Below are 19241 nucleotides of genomic sequence, written 5' to 3'. Positions count from 1 at the left end.
CAGCAATATTCTGCCAATGACAAAAGACACTACTGAACACGACACCGGCCCACCGCAAATGGTAACGCTGGAGAGGAGACAAGACGGGGTGGCTATCCTGACCCTGAACCGTCCTCCATTGAATTTATTTAACCGCGAAATGACCGAGATGTTCGATCAGGCATTGCGTGAAATCAAGGATGATCCCTCGATTCGAAGCTTGGTTGTAACCGGTGCATTAGGCGGTGCGTTTGGAGCTGGATCGGACATAAAAGAATTTCCTGAATATATCGAGACCGGAACGGTTATTGAGAGAAAGCTTCGCTATGAAAACGAAGTCTTTAATCGCCTCGACGACTTGCCTCAACCGACTGTCGCCGCAATGCAGGGAGTTGCTCTCGGCGGAGGATTTGAACTGGCTTTATGCTGTGACTTCAGGATTGGCGAAATGGATATGAAGATTGGCCTGCCTGAAATTAAGTTAGGGGTATACCCCGGCGCCGGTCTTATACGGCTTCCGCGTCTGATCGGTGAATCTCGCGCCAAGGAAATGCTTCTCCTTGGCGATTTTATACCTGCAGAACAGGCGCTGAGCTGGGGACTTCTCAATAGGCTGGTGCCGAAAGAAAAAGTCTTCGATACGGCGGTTGAGTTCGCGACCGAATTGGCAAACAGACCGGCAAAGTCCGTACAGATCATGAAAAAGGGAATACGAGATTTTGAGGGCAAGTCCCGGGATGAAGTGCTGGAGGCAAGCCTGGCTATGAGTGATGAAGTTTTCGCGACCGAAGATGCCAGAGAAGGCGTCGACGCTTTTTTCAATAAAAGAGCTCCGAATTACAAACACCGTTAAATACAGAAAGGACGAAAAGATGCTACTTGATGGGATGAAGGTTATCAGTTTCTGCCACTACTTACATGGACCGGCGGCAACACAGTATCTGGCGGATATGGGGGCAGACGTTATCAAGATTGAACCTCCAGGCGGACCGCTCGAGCGCAAGTGGTCGGGGGGCGATTCCTTTGTCGATGGCGTAAGCAGCTTCTTCCTTTCCGCCAACCGGAATAAGCGCAGCATTGCCATGAACCTGAAGCATCCGGATTCCAAGGAAGTCATTCACCGCATCATCAAGCAGTCGCATGTCCTGGTGGAAAACTTTCGCCCTGGGGTTTTAGATCGGCTCGGCTACGGTTTGGAGGAAGTGCGCAAGATCCGTCCCGATATCATTTACGTTTCGGCTACTGGCTATGGTTCATCCGGGCCGATGAAGGACGCACCCGGGCAGGACATGCTGGCTCAGGCGCGTAGTGGAATGATCGCCGCCATGGGCGACTACGGAGCGCGCCCGGTCCCGGCAGGCAACGCCCTTATCGATCAGCATGGTTCAACCCTCATAGCGATGGGAATTGCGGCGGCTTATGCTAAACAGCTTCAAACCGGTGAGGGCACGCATATCGAGGGAAATCTTTTAAATGCAGCCCTGGACTTGCAGACCGAGCCGCTTACCTCGTTCTTGAGTCGACCGGATCTGACGAGCGAAGTGTTCAAGCGAGATTCCCACTTGGCAACCTGGTATCATCCGGCGCCCTACGGCATCTATCAAATGGCCGACTGCTTTGTGGCTATTTCGATGAATAACACCGCCGGTTCATTGGCAGAAATCCTCAATAACGAATTGCTAAGGGAACTTTCGGAAAAAGATCTGCTCGAGGAACGGGATGCCTTTGCCCATGAGCTGGCAAAATCGTTAAAGGAATTGCCCCTGTCGGAGATGGCCGAAAAATTTGACCAAAAAGGCATCTGGTATGCACGGGTACAAGATTACAGTGACCTGCGCACCGATCCTCAAGTCGCGGCAAACCAAGTGCTGCGGGAAGTGCCTATTAAACAATCAAAGGCCACCTTGATCAACCACCCTTTGCGTTACGATGAAAAGGTCCCAGAGCTCAGGCACATTGCTCTCCGTTGTGGACAGGACGGCAGGGATATACTTAACGATCTGGGCTTCGCGGAGGATCAAATAGAGGAGTACTTTTCCAAGGGTGTATTATATGAGGACCCCGAGGAGTGAGGACTATTCAATTACGAAAACAGAATGAATCATGAAGCGGAAAAAGGCATGAAGACGAATCCTACAGCAGAAAACAGCAGTATTCTTGATAGAGCTCTTGACCTGGGAATAGCCAAATGCCTGCGCGATGCAGACCGCTTACCCACCTTTCCACATGTGACGAAAGACGGTGATTGGTTGCTCAGTGAACACGCGCGCTGGACGGGTGGATTCTTTGTGGGAATGCTCTGGCTTGCGGGAGCGCTGCGAGAGGATCCGGCCATCCTAAAGACAGCACGGTCCTGGGCTCTGCGCCTAGCTCCACGGGCTACGGACTGCTCGACTCACGATATGGGTTTCCTGTTCGAGCCTAGTTGCGTACGTGGCCACAATATCAAGGCCGACGAACAGTTGCGATCGCTGGCGATTACCGCCGGCCAGTCCCTGGCCTCTCGTTTCGTTCCGACAGGCGCGTACATTCCAGCCTGGGATCCGTCCGAAGGACAGGAGTACCTGGCGCTGGCGATTGTCGATACGATCATGAATCTGCCGATCGTCTGCTGGGCGGCAAAAGAGTCCGGCGACAACCACTTGCACGAAATCGCCGTGCAGACGGCCGAGACCATCCGCAAGCAGCACATCCGCCCGGACGGTGCGACTTATCATGTGGTCGATCATGATCCGGACACGGGTGAGGTCACACACAGAGGTACCCATCAGGGCGCGCATGACGAATCCTGCTGGACCCGCGGACAGGCTTGGACCCTCTACGGATTTACCCGTATGGGAGCCATTCTGGAGTCGGATGAATTGATGGTGACGGCACGAAAGACAGCAGATTACTTCCTCAACCAAATGGGTGAGAGAACCATCCCGCCCTGGGATTTCGACCGGAAGGATGCCAATGAGCCGGTGGACTCTGCTGCAGGCGCGATTGCGGCCAGTGGACTGATCGAACTGGGCCGCCGAACTGGAGAGCAGAGGTACACCCAGGCTGGTGAGCGAATGGTCCATGGTTTGATCGATACCTGCATTTATTTTGATCATCCGGATAAACCGGGTTTACTGATGCACGGAACCGTGGATTACCCACGCCGTTCCGGTGTGGATGAATCGATAATGTACGGCGACCATTATTTCATGGAAGCCCTCGTAAAGCTGCGCCGCCCCGAGCTTTGGGATATCCTTGGATGTTGCTGATTGATACCCGTTCATTAAGAACTAACCGCAATGGCTGAAAGCTAAATACAGAATGTCCAAGCAACCCAATATTCTTCTCATCATGGCAGACCAGGTGAATCCGGCTTTCCTGCCGGCCTATGGTCACCCGGTCGTAAAAATGCCCCACCTTGATAATATAGCCGATGAAGGGGTGGTTTTTGATACGGTTTATTGCACCAATCCCATTTGCGCGCCTTCGCGATTCTCGATGTTGACCGGAAGGATGGCTTCGGAAATGGGCGTATTCGATCACCAATGCGAAATGCCGGCCTCGGCGCCGACAATGATGCACTACCTCCGCCACCTCGGTTACCATACCGCGTTGTCGGGAAAGATGCATTTTCTCGGACCGGATCAGCTTCATGGATACGAAGAGCGGCTAACTACAGATATTTATCCCTCTGATTTCGGATGGGGGCCCGACTGGCGGGCCGGCACCCCGGAAATCCCCTGGGCGCCAACCGGGATCAGTCCGCGTACGGTAATCGAGGCCGGTCCCTGCGCGAGAAGCTTGCAGCTTGATTACGACGAGGAAGTAGCCCACCAAGCGGTACAGAAAATCTACGATCTTGCGCGCCAACCAGAGCCTCAACCCTTCTTCCTGACGGTCTCGTTTTCGCAGCCACACAGTCCATTCGTTGCCAGTCGCGAACACTGGGATCGTTACGAGGAGGATGAGATCGACATGCCTGATGTACCCCCACTTTCCCTGGAGGAAATGGATGCGCATTCACGGCGTCTGCATCACATGTTCCACATCGACGAATACACTGTCACCGAAGACAATGTGCGCAATGCCCGACGTGCTTACTACGGCATGTTAAGCTACATCGACGACAAGCTCGGGGAGCTTATGACTGCACTCGAGGACTCAGGCCTGAAGGAAGAGACGGTGGTCGTTTTCACCTCAGATCACGGCGAAATGCTGGGCGAGCGGGGACTCTGGTACAAACAGTCATTGCTGGAAGGTTCGGTTCGCGTACCCTTGATCGTGCGAATGCCGGGAAAATCGCCGTTGAAGGGGCGCCGCGTTTCGAAGACCGTTTCCTTGCTCGACCTGCTGCCTACTTTTGTTGAACTGGGAATCGAGGATGAGCCGGTCGACTACGTTGAGCCGATTTTAGGTCATAGCCTGCTGCCCCTGTTGTCGACGGAGAGTAATCCTTGGGAACATCCAGTGTTTGCTGAATATTCAGCTGAGGGGACCTATGCTCCCTGCCTGATGGTAAGGAAAGGAAAGTTTAAATACGTTTATTGTGAAACGGATCCGGCGCTGCTGTTCGACCTGGAAGCCGATCCCAGCGAGTTAAACAATCTCGCCGGTAACGAAACCTATGCCGAGGTGTTGTCCGGTATGCACGAGGAATTGCTGCGGGTCTGGAACCCGGATCAGTATCGGCGAGACGCCTTGGCATCGCAAAAACGTCAGTGGTTCATTCATCGCATACTGTCAAAGACCACCCCGAATCCATGGGTCTTTCAGCCTTCCTCAAACGCCAAGGACCAGTATGTGCGCAGCGGCGCAAACACGACTTTCGTCAAAGGAAAGGCCAGATTGCCCTATGTCGAACCGGCTCAACCGGACAAGCCACGGACCGAGTGACATTTTCATGAAATCAATGACCGTGCTTTCATCATCCACTTTTGTAAACTATTTGTGGGACTAGAGATGGCGGTTACCGAAGAATGAGAATGACGACAAAACGAAGTGCCCATCCTGTAAAACATAGTGGGTAGTATCACTCAGTATTCGGATACGGTTGAAAAGCACACGATTTATTCCAGTCCTATTCATTTACGTGTATTCAAATAATAACTACTAAAAAATCCTTAATTAGGTTTTCTTAACACGATACACATAATAGCATTGTGCTGCACGATTATTGGTTGGAATGGGACTTTGCTGCCCATTCACTACCTGATCCAAACATTCCAGAATTTGGAATGAAATCGCCACGCTCAGAAAGCCTTACCCCGTGGCAAGACCACGGGGTATCACCAGGCTTCCTGTCCTACCCTTCGGCCAGGACCGCAGGGCGATGTCAGGCCTTCTCAATTCATTCGTGAAGATCGAAAGTGAATTTGTAACCCTGTGGCAGAGACCACAGGGAAAGTTCTAGCAGATTCTACGCCTTCAAGAAGTCGTCTATATCGAACTCGATAAAGTTCACTGAGTCCGACCGTTTACTCGCGGTCCATTTATCAATGCACAATGGAATTGCGATAGGCCTTGGGAGACATGCCGGCCTTCTTTTTGAACAGGGCGGAGAAATGGTACTCGCTGTTGAAGCCGAGTTGGTAGGCAATTTCTTTGACGGACTTGACACTCCCAGTAAGCAGTACCCTTGCCTTCATAAGCTTTCGCTCAATGAGGAAGTGGTAGGGCGTTATGCCCCATTCACGTTTGAATATGCGTATCGTTTGGGAGGGTGATCGTCCTATGAGCTTTGCCATATCGTCCAAGCTGGGAGTCTCTTCAACACAACTTTCAAGATAATCGTGCAGTTTCTGGCTTCGCCTAAAAGCGTTCTGATGCCTTGAGCGGAGCACCGTTGAGATTTGCAGGAAAATATTATGGAGCGTAATGGCTACAACCTGTTCCGCTTGGTTGGGATCCTCAACACAGGCTTCGTAGCCCTCACGAAACAGGGGCTCAACGCTGACCGACGGAATGTGATTAACACCTCGAAGTCCGTAGATGTCTAGTAAAGCCAATGGTAGTGGGCCGGAGGTATTAAACCAGATCTTCGTCCAGGGATCGTTAGGATCTGCTCTGTACTCATGTTCGCTGCCTTCAGTCACGAAGTATACATCACCCTTTTGGGGATGATACACCTGGTCACCTACCTCCAGCGTTCCTTTCCCGCGAATGATGTACTCTATCACTGTGAACCTGGAGTTGTTGCGCCGCCTGCGATAGCTGCCGTCGCAATAGGATATGCCGCACAACTCGACCCGTAAGGGAGCTTCGGCGTGACAACGGCAAAGGGTCATTTCCTCATGCATGCGTATTTTCCGTATTTTTATGCCTCTAAATTGTATTCAAATGGGGATCTTTATCCCTTATAATACAAAAACTAATTGGAAGTGAAGCAAATACTCATTACTAAAATGCCTCACGCCCAATTGGTACCGGCAAATCCGTTTGCCAGTACCGGCACGTTTAAGAACTTCTCTACACACATGAATAAATATCTCCGCTTTTCCAGTGTTCTAATCATTTGCCACGTTCTCTGTTGCCTGTCATTTGCAGAAAGCCTGAAGAGTAATAGAGGGTCAGTTTACGAGGTTTATCCGCCGGCTCCACCCAACGACGGGATCCTCTTTGTGGACCATAACCCGGCCGGTCGGAGCGGACATTTGGGTCACGCGCTCGTCGAGTATGCGGACGGCAAGATCCTGGCCTTCTATCCGAATTGTTCGAACGACAATAAAGGTCACTCGGCCGTGGGTTGGATGGAATATAAACGCTCCGAAGACGGGGGCAAAACCTGGAGTGATCCGGAAGTACTATCCTATTCGAAACAACTCTTCGAGTCGGGACAAAACGGTGGACCCGAAGGCGAAAAGTTTTCCGCGTTTGCTGAAAAAGCCATTCTGACGGATGACGGGGACATAGTTCTTTTCTTTCTCGTCTGTAATATCACTTCGGATTCGGTTTGGAGACGATTCCAGATCCCGACCTACATCATTAGCAGGGACCAGGGCCAGACCTGGAGCGAGCCGCTCACCGTGGTGAATGAACGAGGACGTGTCTATGACGCCCGCTATGTCGATGGAGAAATCCTCGCACTGTATTTTGCCAACGATAACGAGATCAACTTCCTGGGCAACAAGCCGGAACATGTCTACGAGCTGTATGCCAGCAAGGATGGCGGCCGGTCCTTCACGAAGCGCAGCCAACTTCCTTTCGATACGGAAGGCAAATCCTACGGAACCATGGAGCAACTGGAATCCGGAAGCCTGGTCGCCTACATCTACAACCGTAACGACGAATTCAACATGGATTATGTGCTGAGCGACGATGGAGGCCGTACCTGGTCCGAGGTAGAGACCTCCCACTTTGCGAAAAAGATGCGGAATCCCCAGTTAACCAGGATGAACGGCTCCTATTTCCTCTATGGGCGGAGCGGAAGTCTGGGCAAAGAAAAGGGGCACATGGTTCTATATTCATCGAGTGATGGCCTTAACTGGGACGAAGGTGTTTTTTTGCGGATGCGTGAGCACGGGCTAGGGGCCTATTCCAATGGACTCGTGGTCGGAGCTTTGAATCCCGACCGCAAGAACCGGCTCCTGATCCAGGCCTCGCACGCCTATGAGTTGAGCAATACCAACGTATTACACTGGTGGATCGACACCCCATAGAAGGGGAGGGATCATGAGTAAAGCAATGTCCCGCATGACTGAAACACGCCTCCAGATGCAGGAACACCTGGAGACGGGCATCCTTCATTTCTGGCTGGAAAATGGAGTAGATAAGGAGCACGGAGGTTATTTGACCTCCTTCGATGCTGAAGGCAAGCCGACGGACGACACAGACAAGATGCTCGTCACGCAGACCCGGATGATCTGGGGCTTCTCTGCGGCCTTCACAATGTATCCGGAAAGTGAGGATTTCAAAGACGCTGCCCGGCAGGGCTTCGAGTTCCTGCTGGATCATTTCTGGGATTCAGAACAGGGCGGATGGTTCTGGAAAGTCAGACGCGACGGTCAGCTGATCGACGGGGCTAAACTTGTCTATGGACAAAGCTTCGCCATTTATTCCCTGGCCCAGTACACCTTGTCCACGGGCGATCCACGAGGTCTGGACTTTGCCCAGAAGACCTTCGATCTCCTCCAGACCTTTGCCGCCGATACCTGGCGGGGCGGCTATTACGAAAATCTGGAAGCCGACTGGAGCGTTTGTGCCCCGGGCTTTGCTGGCGGGGACCGAAAGTCTTTGGATATCCACATGCACCTGATGGAAGCGTTTACGACTCTCTCCCAGGCCAGCGGAAAGGAGATCCATCGCAGAAAGCTGGAAGAAGTGATCCAGGTCATCCTGTCAAGAATGGTCGATAAGAAGGCCGGATGCGGCCTGAACCACTTCAGTCTCGATTTCACACCGATCCCTCCGATCGACATCCAAAGGACCTGGAATGCAGAGCGGGCAACCGGGGAAGTTATAGAAGGTCCGGTCGACAGTACCTCCTACGGTCACAACGTTGAACTCGCCTGGCTTCTCCATCGGGCTATCGAGACGCTGGGCATGCCGAAAGATCCTTACGCGAAACTGACCCGAAGCCTGGTGGATCATTCCTTGAAATATGGCTTCGACCACACCCTGGGCGGAGTTTTTCGAGATGGACCTCACGAAGGCGAAGCTATCGTGAAAGATAAGGAATGGTGGCAAAATAGCGAGGCGCTGGTGGGCTATCTCGATGCGTATGAGAATTTCAACGACGAACAGTATCTAACCGCTTTTCAAAAGACCTGGGACTTTGCCAATCGCCACATGATCAACCACCGGATTGGGGAATGGCGGCAACTGCTCGACAGGGAGGGCAAGGTCTGGGTCGGAGATATCGGCAATCCCTGGAAAGCCTTCTATCACAGCGGGCGGTCGATCATGGAATGCCTGGTCCGGCTCGAGCAACTCGCGGAGAGCAGCCTCCCTGTTCAAAATCCCGATTAAAATGACTGAAGGAATTTTAATAACACAAAGGCGTTAGATCCGTCATCCGACACGATCAAGCCGCCGCAACTCGAAACAATATCAAAAGAAATAGCAACATATGCCAATGAATCCTCAAGAACTGAAAAAACGAATACGGGGTCCCGTGCACCTCTCCATGACGCCCTTCGATGAAAACGAAGCGCTTGATGAAAAGGCCCTGCGACACAACGTCCGCCACGCCGTTGAGAATATGCAGGGTGAAGGTGTTTTTCTTGTAAACGGAAGCACTGGCGAATTCTACGCAATGAACGATGACGAATGCAGAAGAACAACTGAAATTGTCATCGAAGAAGTGAATGGCCGCCTGCCCGTTATAGTCGGAACTGCCCGTGCCGGAACCAGATACACGATCGAAATGAGCAAACACGCGGAGGCAGCCGGCGCAGACGGCATCATGGTGGTTTCTCCGTATTATCATATTTGCAGCGGTGAAGAATTGTGTCGGCACTTCGAACAGATCGCCACCAGTATCGATATCGGCATCATGGTCTACAACAACCCGACGACGAGCAAACTGTGGATACCTCCTGCTCTCATGGCGCGCCTCTCCAAGGTCGACAACATCATTGCCAACAAGGAAAACACCACCAACGCATTGGCGTTCTATGCCATGCAGAAGGCGCTCGATCCGGAAGACATGATCATGGTTTGCGGCCCGGGGCAGATGCTCTTCCCGTTTGAGGTAATCTTCGATTGCCCGGCATTCGTGACTGAGCTTTGCAACTTTGCTCCAGAGATTCCATTGAAATTCTCACGGGCAGCCGAGGCGAAAGACTTTGATGAATTGAGAAGGCTCATGGACATGACAGCGCCTTATCATGAATTGATTTCAAAACTCGGTCAGGAAAAAGGACCATGCCCACATGTCCTCTCAGACTACATTGCTTCGAATGATACATTCACTTATCAAGCGGTATGCAAGGAAGCAATGAATGCCATTGGCCTTCCAGGCGGACGGATGAGATCTCCGATGTGCAACCTCAACGAGGCTGACAAAGAGCAGGTCAAGGATGTCCTTAGGAACTGGGGTGTTCTCTAGGGAGTGTTTGTAAATTCACTCATGTCGAGGCTGAGCGAGCTTTGTCCTCAAAATTCAGGGCTGCAAACTCGATGAATCTCGATTCACCTCGTTTTTGGACTATATTTTGAACTCCATATCTCATCTCATCCTCTCGTTCCAGAATTCACACACACTCCCTAGTTCGCAAGATTACGTTTTGAATTTAAATAACCAAGTAAGTATCGGAAGACCCATGTTATGGCCTTTATAGACTGGTGTGTTGTCCTTGCGTTTGCGCTGGGAATGCTAGCCGTAGGCTGGTACTATGCAAGACGCACCAGTACCACCGATGACTACCTCCTGGGCGGCCGAAACATGTCGCCCTGGAAGGTAGGGCTCTCGCTCTTTGCCTCGCTTCTGAGCACGGTTACGTACCTGGGAATCCCGGGCGAGATGATCAAATACGGGCCCATGGCCCTGGCCCAGTTGGTCGCCCTTCCTTTTATCGCGTTGGTCGTCGGATGGTTCTTGATTCCCTACATCATGCGCCTGCGCGTCACCAGCGCCTACGAAATCCTGGAAACCAGACTCGGGCTGAGCGTTCGCATGATGGGGTCCTGCTTCTTCCTGATCCTGCGGCTATGCTGGATGTCGCTGGTGATATTCGCCACGGCGGACGTCGTGCTGGCGCCGGTTATGGGGCTGGATTCGTCCTCAGTGCCCTGGATTTGTGTTGTCCTTGGTATGGTGACCGTGCTCTACACCTCGATGGGCGGTCTACGGGCGGTCGTGCTGACCGATGTCATTCAAACGGTCATTCTTCTGGGTGGCGCCATCCTGATAGTGATTTTCATATCGGTTGAGTTGGGAGGCGTGGACCCGTGGTGGCCAAAAGAGTGGCCCGAGCACTGGCAGAAACCAGTGTTCTGGTACGACCCTGCCGTGCGGTTCACTTTTGTTGGGGCGGCCCTTTCTTATTTTACCTGGTTTGTCTGCACCGCCGGATCCGATCAAATGGCCATTCAAAGATACCTGGCTACACGGGACGCCAAGGCAGCGCGCCGAACCTTTATCACGGCTTTGTTGGGCAACCTGTTGCTCTGGCCCTTCCTGGCAGCTGTGGGCCTGACCATTCTGGCCTATTTCCAATTAAGGCCGGAAATGCTGACTGCCGGACAGTCACCTCTGAATGACGCCGATAAGTTGCTCTCGATCTACATCGTAAAAGGATTGCCAAGGGGAATTAGCGGCATCGTCATCGCCGGCCTGCTGGCTGCCGCCATGTCCAGTCTCTCGTCGGGTTTGAATTCAGCCTGCTTGGTCATCACCTCCGACTTCTTTGACCGCTTGTCATCCAAGCAGAAAGGTTCCGAGGAAAGCCGCGTCCGGTTGGCCAAATACGTCTCCCTCGTTATTGGCGCAGTTGTGGTTTTGCTCGGCTCTTTGATCGGCCAGATCGAAGGTAACATCCTGGAACTCTGCTACAAGATCGGCACCCTTTTGGTCGCACCGTTATTCCTTCTGTTTTTCCTGGCTATGTTTGTGCCCTGGTCCAACTCTTTCGGCACGCATGTTGCCGTCCTGTGCAGTATCGCCATGGCGGTCGCCGTAGCCTATTTCAATATATTTGGGCTGACTTTTCAGTGGATGATGCCTGCCTCCTTCGTCACTGGAGCCACGGTCGGCGCTCTTGCCAGTCTACTACCGGTAGGCGGCCAACAGAACAAGGACACCGTTTAAAACCTGCCTAACCTGTAGTTTAACTGGAAGCTATGAACATCAATAGGATACCAACACTCACAATGATTGCCGTCGCGGCGATTCTGTCGTTTGTCAAAGCGGCGACGGCTGATAATCGACCCAATGTGGTTTTAATCCTCACCGACGACCAGGGTTATGGCGACCTGAGCTGCCACGGCAATCCGGTATTGAAGACCCCGCACCTCGATGAGCTTTACCAGGAGTCGGTCCGCCTGACCGACTACCATGTGGCCCCAACCTGCACGCCCACCCGCGCGGCGCTGATGACCGGTCATTGGCCCAACCGTATGGGAGCCTGGCACACCACCTTCGGCCGCTCACTGCTGCGGGAGGACGCGGTCACCTTGGGCCAGGTCTTTCAGGAGGCCGGCTACGCCACCGGCATGTTTGGCAAGTGGCACCTGGGCGACAACTATCCTTACCGCCCGGAAGATCGCGGCTTCGAGGAGGTGCTTCGCCATGGCGGTGGCACCATCGCCGAAACGTCCGACTACTGGAACAACGCTTACTTCGACGATACCTACTTTCACAATGGGAAGCCCGAACCGACTGAGGGTTACTGCACCGACGTCTGGTTCGACTACGCCCAGCGCTTTATCAAGGTCCAGATAAAAGCCGACAGGCCCTTCCTTGCCTACATCTCCACCAACGCTCCGCATTGGCCCATGCATGCTCCTCAGAAATTCGCGGATCCTTACGAAAAAGATTACGGTGTCTATGTCGGTCACTTCCTCGGCATGATCGCCAACATCGATTACAACGTCGGCCGATTCCGCAGCTTTCTCGAGGAAGAAGGACTGACGGACAATACGATCTTCATTTTTACCACCGACAACGGCACCAAGACAGGGGACAAAATTTTCAACGCCGGCATGCGTGGCCGAAAGACCAGCGAGTATGACGGAGGGCATCGAGTCCCATTCTTTGTCCATTGGCCTAAAGGAGGACTCACCGGCGGCCGGGATATTGAACCCATTACCGCGCACGTCGACCTGTTTCCCACCCTGATCGATTTATGCGGGATCGCTCCACCCAAAGGCGTTAACTTCGACGGCCGCAGTATTCGCCCCTTACTGGAGGGTAAGGCCCGTTTGGCCGACGGCACCTGGCCAGACCGGATCCTGATCACCGACTCTCAACGGGTAATCGATCCCGTCAAATGGCAGAAGAGTTCCGTCATGACCAACCGATGGCGACTGGTAAACGGCAAGAAACTTTACGACATGAAGCAGGACCCGGGACAGACGAACAACGTGGCGGATGCGCATCCCAAAGTAATGGCCCGGCTCAGAGCTTTCTACGATGACTGGTGGGCCGAACTGAAACCCACTTTCAAAAATATTCCTGCGATCCATCTGGGCCACCCTGCCGAAAATCCAACCCTGCTGACCAGCCATGATTGGATGGTCGAGGACACCAAGGTCAAGATCCCTTGGAACCAAGCCTTCGTACGTGAGGCCATGGACAATCCGGCGGTGATCGGCGACTGGAACGTCAAAGTGGTCGAGGCCGGCGACTACGAAATCCGTTTGCGCCGTTGGCCCGTGGAAGTCGACATCGCGATCGACGCCCCGCTTCCTCCCGGAGATGACGTGCCCGGCGAGACTCCCTTCCGAGCAAGTCCCGGCAACGCCGTTCCAGCCGTCAAGGCCACGGTCCGTATTGGCGATCAAGTCGTAGAAGCTCCGGTCAAACCCGGTGCCAAAGAGGTCGTATTCAGAGTTTACTTACTAGCAGGAAAGACTCGCATGTCTTCGTTTTTTACAACCAGAGAAGGCGTTGAAGTCGGAGCCTTTTATGCCTACGTCAGGAAGCGGTGAAAGCCATATTGTATTAGGAAACAACTACACATGAGATTAATCGAGAAATTGGCTCCCAATCTCATGGTACTTTTAGGCAGCGCATGATACCAGAGGTTTCCAATGATTTTGGCCGTCGTGCCTGTGAATAGATTTTTCATTCGGTACGTAACAATCCAGATAAACCGTTTTCTTTTGTATTTTGCAACTGTAGCAATCCATAATCCCGTAAATACATCGGAAAAAATGAGAGGTAGCAGAGGATGTGGTGTTTATGGTGACTTTATCCAGGATCTCGACCATTCTGTGGGAGAAATTTTGGACGCCTTGGCATCGCAAAAGGGTCAATGGTTCATTCATCGCGTATCATCAAAAACCACCCCGAATCCTTGGATGTTCCAGCCCCACGTTTACGCCAAGGACCAGTACGTGGGTAGCGGCGCAAACACAACATTTGTCAAGGGGCAGGCCAGATTGCCTTATTTACACCCGCTCAGCCGGACAAACTCCGAACCGAGTGGCTGGTTGTGAATCGACCTAAGGCAATTTCTACCTTTCTGATCGCTTTGTCGCTTTACGCCATTGGCCTTTTGGCAGCAGAAAGCGAAAAGCCGCCTGTGGTGTTTCGAGCAGAGCGACAATCAACCGAAGGGCGAAGCCACCTGTCAAAGCCAAACATCATCTTGCTCATGGCGGATGATCTGGGCTTTGGAGATGTCGCCTACAACGGGAATTCCACGGTTCACACCCCGCATCTCGATACGATGGCGCGGGAGGCCGTGCGCCTGGATCAGTTTTACGCGGCCTTCCCGGTATGTTCTCCTACCAGGGCCAGCTGCCTGACCGGAAGACATCCCTTTCGTTACGGAATTGAATGGGCGGGCGAAGCTCCCCTCAAACGGGAAGAGATCACGATTGCCGAAGTTTTGCGGGAACATGGTTACGCCAGCGGTCATTTCGGGAAGTGGCATGTGGGCGGACTGAGCAAAACTTTGAAACAAAGTGAATTTCCGGGTGCGATTGATCCTGCCAATTATTCACCTCCTTGGGAAAATGGTTTTGATGAATGCTTTTCGGCGGAATCCATGGTACCAACTTATAATCCCATCTACCATGTCGGTGGCGCGTATGGGGAAAACGACTACCGCCATCTACAAACCGTATCTGTTGCCTTTAACCAGCGAACGGGAGGTCATCGCTGGCGGGCCAGTTACTGGACTGGTTCGGGGCAAATGGTGGACGAATGGCTGGGTGGCTATGAATCGGAGTTGGCGATGGATCGGGCCATCGATTTTATGAGGCGGCAGGTTGAAGCTAATCGACCCTTCCTTTCACTGGTCTGGTTTCACACACCCCATACACCACTCGTCGCCTCCAACGAAGACCGGGAACGCTATAGCAATCAGCCCATGCCGGCCCAACATTGGTTTGGAGCCATCACGGCCATGGATCGACAAATAGGCCGATTACGCGCCTGGCTGCGAGAGCACGATCTTCAAGAAAATACAATTGTATGGTTCTGCTCAGACAACGGGCCAACCTACATCCACGATTTTAATTCAGCCGGCCCTTACCGAGGCAAGAAGGCCACGCTTTGGGAAGGTGGCATCCGAGTTCCAGCCATCGTCGAATGGCCGGATCAACTTGCAGAAGGGCGTGTAATCAAAGCTCCAATGAGCACCAGCGACTTTTATCCGACTTTGCTGAAAGCTGTCGGAGTGGAGTTACCAGAAAACCAGCCGCCCTTAGATGGAATGGATGTAATGCCACTCCTGACCGGACAGCGACAAAAACGCGGTGAACCCATTGCGTTCCAGGCACCGGTAAAGAGTGCCAAGGATGTCCTGGCAGAACCAGGCACCAAACAAATGGCGCTGGTAGACGAGCACTACAAACTCCTCTCAGTGAATGGCGGTAAACAATGGATGCTGTTCGACCTGAAGAAAGACACAGGAGAAGCAGCCGATATTGCTTCCCGGCAACCTGACCGCGTTAGTCGGATGCGCAAGACCTTGGAGTCCTGGATCGAATCCTGCACCAGAAGCGCTGCCGGGCACGACTATTAAGGTTATTCCTATTATGAAATCTGTATTCAAATATACGTTACAACATTCAATGGCTTTTATTTTCCCTCTCACACGTACTCTACTTTGCGCCTCTCTATTTCTGGCCACCTTCGCCACGGCGCAGAATAGGAAACTCATGGCAAGCGGACAACCTATCCTCGTTGGTGGCGAGGAGGGTATAGGTCCCTTAGCATCCATCGGGATCAGTTCAACGCCCCTCGGATTTGCCCATGTTTATAAGGGAGAGCGTCCGGATATCTTTGTCAGTTCCGATCGTTGGTATCCGGGCTTTCAACTGTATCGCTATGTTAATGATGCCCCGAACGGTGTGCCCGTATTTTCTCCGCCCATAGAAATCGATGCATCGGAGCTGCCCGAACTGGAGAATCATTCGCTTCAGGATCATGCGGTTGCGGGCTATGTGTTTCAGGCTTCAAATTCTGATGTCCTTGGAATCTGGGTACTGCACGAAGAAATTATCATTGCTCGCTTCGACAAGAACGGACTGCGCTTCATGGTCGAATCTAGAATCAGCCTTTCTGGAATCCCACGACTACCCAGTTCAGCCACAGCCTCAATCAGTGACGACGGGCAACTCACCCTGTTCCTAAGCGTAAGAGATGATGTTAGCTACAAACCGACCCTGGTGCACCACCGCAACATCACTTACCGACCCTTTGATGGATCCGGCATCTGGATGGGCGGCATTCCGAGGGGTGCGATCTATCGGGTGGAGTTTCCATTGAACGACCTTCCTTCAAAGGTGATGGCTAAGGAAATCCTAAGCCACGAGAATGGCGGGCAATTCGGCATCAATGGGATGGCCGTGTTGAATAATCAGGGAGACCCCAGACTGGTTTTGGGAACTCTGCTTGGCGGATTGCATTCCCTGACTGGCTTCATGCCACCTAATAGAAGTAAGGGCATTACTAAGAATCCGGTCGTCGATGAGCAAGGTATCTCACTACGCCATCCAGAAACCTGGACCAACGTCATGGCTTATCCTTCGGGTGACTCTTCGCGAATGGATATCCTGGCCTCAGGCGAAGGAGGCATGTACTACTATCAAAGACAGCCTGAAAAGGATCTTCCCGATCGAATCGCTTTCCAGCCGATGGGAGAAGTCCAGCAGGCGTCAGCCGAGTTATCTGGGGGCACCTTGGTCGTACCCAATGTCGTCGACTGGAACGGCGATGGAAACCTGGATATCGTGGCGGGGAATTCCCAAGGATTCTTTTTGTTTTTTGAGAACCTGGCTGACAACGAGCATCCGCAATTTGCTTCACCTCAACGTATAGCCGCCGCGGGAGAGTTGGTCCACATTCAGGGCCAATATGGGAGCATACAAGGTCCCGGTGAAGCCCGCTGGGGTTACACCTGCCCCAACGTCTACGATTGGAATGGAGACGGTCTTTTCGACATCCTCATGGGCGATGTGCGGGGCAAGCATTCTGTGTATTTGAATGTGGGCACGAAATCCAATCCCCAACTAGCTTCAGAAAAGCCACTCTACCTCGACGATCTGGACATGCATGGTAGTTGGCGTACCCGACCCGGCATCGATACCCTGAATGGTCGACGGGTCTACATCACACTCAATGATGACGATCAGTTTCACCTCTACTACCAAGTTGATGTCTACAACCTGGAAGATGGCGGTAAGTTGTTGTTGGAAGACGGCTCTCCCATTCATGCGAATTTTCTCAATGCCGGTGGTCGGGGTCGTACCAAGTTCGAATCCGTCGATTGGGACGGCGATGGAGATTTTGACCTCATCGTGGGTACCCCTCGGCACGGCACTGTGCCCGTGGCTGATGAAAGTGGCCTACCCTGGTCGCGCAATAAGGCTGGTGCCGCAGTGCTCCTGCTGGAAAACAAAGGAACCAACCAAAAGCCCGTATTCGCCTATCCCAAGCTCATGCACCACCGGGGAAAGCCGGTTCACCTAGGCCAACACTCCTGCTCACCTGCGACAGCCTTCTTCAGCGATGAACCCGACCTGATTGTCGGCACCGAGTACGGCCGTTTTATTTACTACCGTCGTGAACACATAAGCTGGAAGTAAACTATTTCTAATGCCTGTCTGGCCCGTATGACAATTGAACCAACAGAAACATGTCCAGGTGGTTCTAGAAAGATGTACCGATGAAATCCATACCCATACTCTTGTTACTCCTGTTATTCTCTTGCTACGGTGTGGGGGCCGATCCTGACCGATCGGACGCACCGCCTAATATTATTTTCATCATGGCCGACGATTTAGGCTATGGAGACCTTGGCTGTTTTGGTGGGGAAAAGATTTTAACTCCAAACGTAGACCAATTAGCTCTGGAGGGGACTCGCTTTACTCAGTTTTACTCGGGCTCTCCGGTATGTGCTCCGGCCCGTGGCGTGTTGATGACGGGATTGCATAGCGGACATGCGAGGATTCGGAATAATAGTCCGAAAAAAGGTGGAGAACTGGAACAGTTTGGCGAGGGAAGCAGACGCTTATCGCTTATCGGCAATGAACCCACGGTGGCGTCGGTGTTGAAACAGGCTGGATACGACACAGGAATATCAGGGAAATGGGGGATCGGAGAACCAACGTCTAATGCAACTCCTACACAAATGGGTTTCGATGAATGGCTTGGTTACCTGAACCAAAATCATGCTCCTTACTACTACACAGATTTCCTTTGGCGGAATCTTGAGAAAATGCCCATTCCTGAAAACCAGAACGGGAAACGAGAGATCTATTCCAATGATTTAATGCGGGACTTTGCCCTGGATTTCATTCGCTCACATAAGGAGGATCCGTTCTTTTTGTACCTCCCGCTTACCATCCCGCATTCCTTGATGGAAGTGCCCTACCTGGGTGTATACACTGAAAAGGATTGGCCGGAGGATGTGAAGATCTATGCGGCCATGGTCTCCCGTCTGGATAGCTACGTCGGGGAAATTGTTGAGGAACTCGAACAATGGAACCTCACGAAAAACACCCTGGTATTTTTTACTTCAGACAACGGTGCGGTCGGAAATGATCGGACCACCTTTCTTGATTCTGCAGCCGGTCAAAGAGGAAGCAAGGGAACGGTTTACGAAGGTGGCTTAAGGGTTCCTTTGGTTATGAAATGGCCAGGAGTCATTGAAGCAGGAGAAAGCAATGACACGCCATGGATGTTTGTGGACGTTTTGCCAACGCTTGCGAAGTTGTCGAATGCGCCACTGCCGGGAAATCTGGATGGGGTAAGTCTGCTACCTACGATACTCGGGGAGAAGCAAGACGAACTCTCAGAACGGTTTCTATATTGGGAATACCCAAAGCGACGACTTTGGCAGGCCGGGAGGTTGGGAAAATGGAAAGCAGTTCGCTACGGAATGGACGGCCAACTGGAATTGTATGATCTGGAAACAGATCCTCAGGAAAAAGTAGATGTTTCATCGCAATACCCAAAATTGGTTGAAAAATTTGAAATTCGGTTAACAGCAGAGCACACACCATCTCCTCACTGGCCTGTCCACTGAACATCACATATGCGTATCCAGAACTCTGTTACGAATGAAACTGCCCGCATTCCAGATCGACAGAATGATTTCATGCATAGTGCATGTCGCTTGTCAGCCCAAAGGTGGATAGATTGATGATTGAGAATTTACCTGATTATT

The 19241-nt window shown here is 52.3% G+C and carries 13 protein-coding genes; 12 read left to right on the top strand and 1 reads right to left on the bottom strand.

From position 1 onward, the window contains the following. The first annotated feature begins 16 nt into the window (after window positions 1-16). The 4 genes from GA003_07405 to betC are packed head-to-tail and all read left to right on the top strand — an operon-like array spanning window position 17 to window position 4854. Window positions 17-832, top strand: a complete 816-nt coding sequence (locus GA003_07405; GenBank protein QXD29782.1) for an enoyl-CoA hydratase/isomerase family protein — start codon at window positions 17-19, stop codon at window positions 830-832. Window positions 833-851: 19 nt separating this feature from the next. After that, on the top strand, window positions 852-2051 hold the full coding sequence (locus GA003_07400) for a CoA transferase (GenBank protein QXD29781.1): 1200 nt from the start codon (window positions 852-854) through the stop codon (window positions 2049-2051). Window positions 2052-2075: 24 nt separating this feature from the next. Then, on the top strand, window positions 2076-3230 hold the full coding sequence (locus GA003_07395) for a glycoside hydrolase family 88 protein (GenBank protein ID QXD29780.1): 1155 nt from the start codon (window positions 2076-2078) through the stop codon (window positions 3228-3230). Window positions 3231-3282: 52 nt separating this feature from the next. Further along, on the top strand, window positions 3283-4854 hold the full coding sequence (gene betC, locus GA003_07390; GenBank protein QXD29779.1) for a choline-sulfatase: 1572 nt from the start codon (window positions 3283-3285) through the stop codon (window positions 4852-4854). 599 nt (window positions 4855-5453) lie between these two features. Here the strand turns inward: betC and GA003_07385 are convergent. Next, window positions 5454-6245 carry an AraC family transcriptional regulator gene (locus tag GA003_07385; protein QXD29778.1) on the bottom strand — a complete coding sequence of 264 codons (792 nt, stop codon included), beginning with the start codon at window positions 6243-6245 and terminating at the stop codon, window positions 5454-5456. 189 nt (window positions 6246-6434) lie between these two features. Between GA003_07385 and GA003_07380 the strand changes: the two genes are divergently transcribed. The 8 genes from GA003_07380 (at window position 6435) to GA003_07345 (ending at window position 19100) form a co-directional block, all read left to right on the top strand. Further along, window positions 6435-7616 (top strand): glycoside hydrolase, encoded by a 1182-nt coding sequence (locus GA003_07380; GenBank protein ID QXD29777.1) that lies wholly within the window; start codon window positions 6435-6437, stop codon window positions 7614-7616. A gap of 25 nt (window positions 7617-7641) precedes the next feature. Further along, on the top strand, window positions 7642-8925 hold the full coding sequence (locus tag GA003_07375) for an AGE family epimerase/isomerase (protein ID QXD30369.1): 1284 nt from the start codon (window positions 7642-7644) through the stop codon (window positions 8923-8925). A 106-nt stretch (window positions 8926-9031) separates the two neighbouring features. Next, window positions 9032-10006 carry a dihydrodipicolinate synthase family protein gene (locus GA003_07370; GenBank protein QXD29776.1) on the top strand — a complete coding sequence of 325 codons (975 nt, stop codon included), beginning with the start codon at window positions 9032-9034 and terminating at the stop codon, window positions 10004-10006. Between the two features lie 219 nt (window positions 10007-10225). After that, window positions 10226-11707 carry a sodium/solute symporter gene (locus GA003_07365; GenBank protein ID QXD29775.1) on the top strand — a complete coding sequence of 494 codons (1482 nt, stop codon included), beginning with the start codon at window positions 10226-10228 and terminating at the stop codon, window positions 11705-11707. Window positions 11708-11769: 62 nt separating this feature from the next. Beyond that, complete coding sequence (locus GA003_07360) at window positions 11770-13548, top strand: arylsulfatase (GenBank protein ID QXD30368.1); 1779 nt, start codon at window positions 11770-11772, stop codon at window positions 13546-13548. Between the two features lie 506 nt (window positions 13549-14054). Beyond that, entirely contained in the window at window positions 14055-15593 is a 1539-nt protein-coding gene (locus tag GA003_07355; GenBank protein ID QXD29774.1) for a sulfatase-like hydrolase/transferase, read from the top strand. Window positions 15594-15729: 136 nt separating this feature from the next. Continuing rightward, window positions 15730-17658, top strand: a complete 1929-nt coding sequence (locus GA003_07350) for a VCBS repeat-containing protein (GenBank protein ID QXD29773.1) — start codon at window positions 15730-15732, stop codon at window positions 17656-17658. Window positions 17659-17738: 80 nt separating this feature from the next. After that, window positions 17739-19100: an arylsulfatase gene (locus tag GA003_07345; GenBank protein QXD29772.1), complete on the top strand. Its 1362-nt coding sequence runs from the start codon at window positions 17739-17741 to the stop codon at window positions 19098-19100. The last annotated feature ends 141 nt before the right edge of the window (window positions 19101-19241 follow it).

Source organism: Opitutia bacterium ISCC 52, from assembly GCA_014529675.2.
GTDB lineage: Bacteria > Verrucomicrobiota > Verrucomicrobiia > Opitutales > UBA2995 > UBA2995.
The sequence above is the reverse complement of the archived record's forward strand: the minus strand, read 5'-3'. Positions and strand labels throughout refer to the sequence as shown.

Excerpts from the sequence above, each read along its gene's own strand:
- GA003_07360 (QXD30368.1), top strand. The coding sequence starts at position 11,770 with ATGATTGCCGTCGCGGCGATTCTGTCGTTTGTCAAAGCGGCGACGGCT.
- betC (QXD29779.1), top strand. The coding sequence starts at position 3,283 with ATGTCCAAGCAACCCAATATTCTTCTCATCATGGCAGACCAGGTGAAT.
- GA003_07345 (QXD29772.1), top strand. The coding sequence starts at position 17,739 with ATGAAATCCATACCCATACTCTTGTTACTCCTGTTATTCTCTTGCTAC.
- GA003_07370 (QXD29776.1), top strand. The coding sequence starts at position 9,032 with ATGAATCCTCAAGAACTGAAAAAACGAATACGGGGTCCCGTGCACCTC.
- GA003_07365 (QXD29775.1), top strand. The coding sequence starts at position 10,226 with ATGGCCTTTATAGACTGGTGTGTTGTCCTTGCGTTTGCGCTGGGAATG.
- GA003_07380 (QXD29777.1), top strand. The coding sequence starts at position 6,435 with ATGAATAAATATCTCCGCTTTTCCAGTGTTCTAATCATTTGCCACGTT.
- GA003_07350 (QXD29773.1), top strand. The coding sequence starts at position 15,730 with ATGGCAAGCGGACAACCTATCCTCGTTGGTGGCGAGGAGGGTATAGGT.
- GA003_07375 (QXD30369.1), top strand. The coding sequence starts at position 7,642 with ATGTCCCGCATGACTGAAACACGCCTCCAGATGCAGGAACACCTGGAG.
- GA003_07405 (QXD29782.1), top strand. The coding sequence starts at position 17 with ATGACAAAAGACACTACTGAACACGACACCGGCCCACCGCAAATGGTA.
- GA003_07400 (QXD29781.1), top strand. The coding sequence starts at position 852 with ATGCTACTTGATGGGATGAAGGTTATCAGTTTCTGCCACTACTTACAT.
- GA003_07385 (QXD29778.1), bottom strand. The coding sequence starts at position 6,245 with ATGACCCTTTGCCGTTGTCACGCCGAAGCTCCCTTACGGGTCGAGTTG.
- GA003_07395 (QXD29780.1), top strand. The coding sequence starts at position 2,076 with ATGAATCATGAAGCGGAAAAAGGCATGAAGACGAATCCTACAGCAGAA.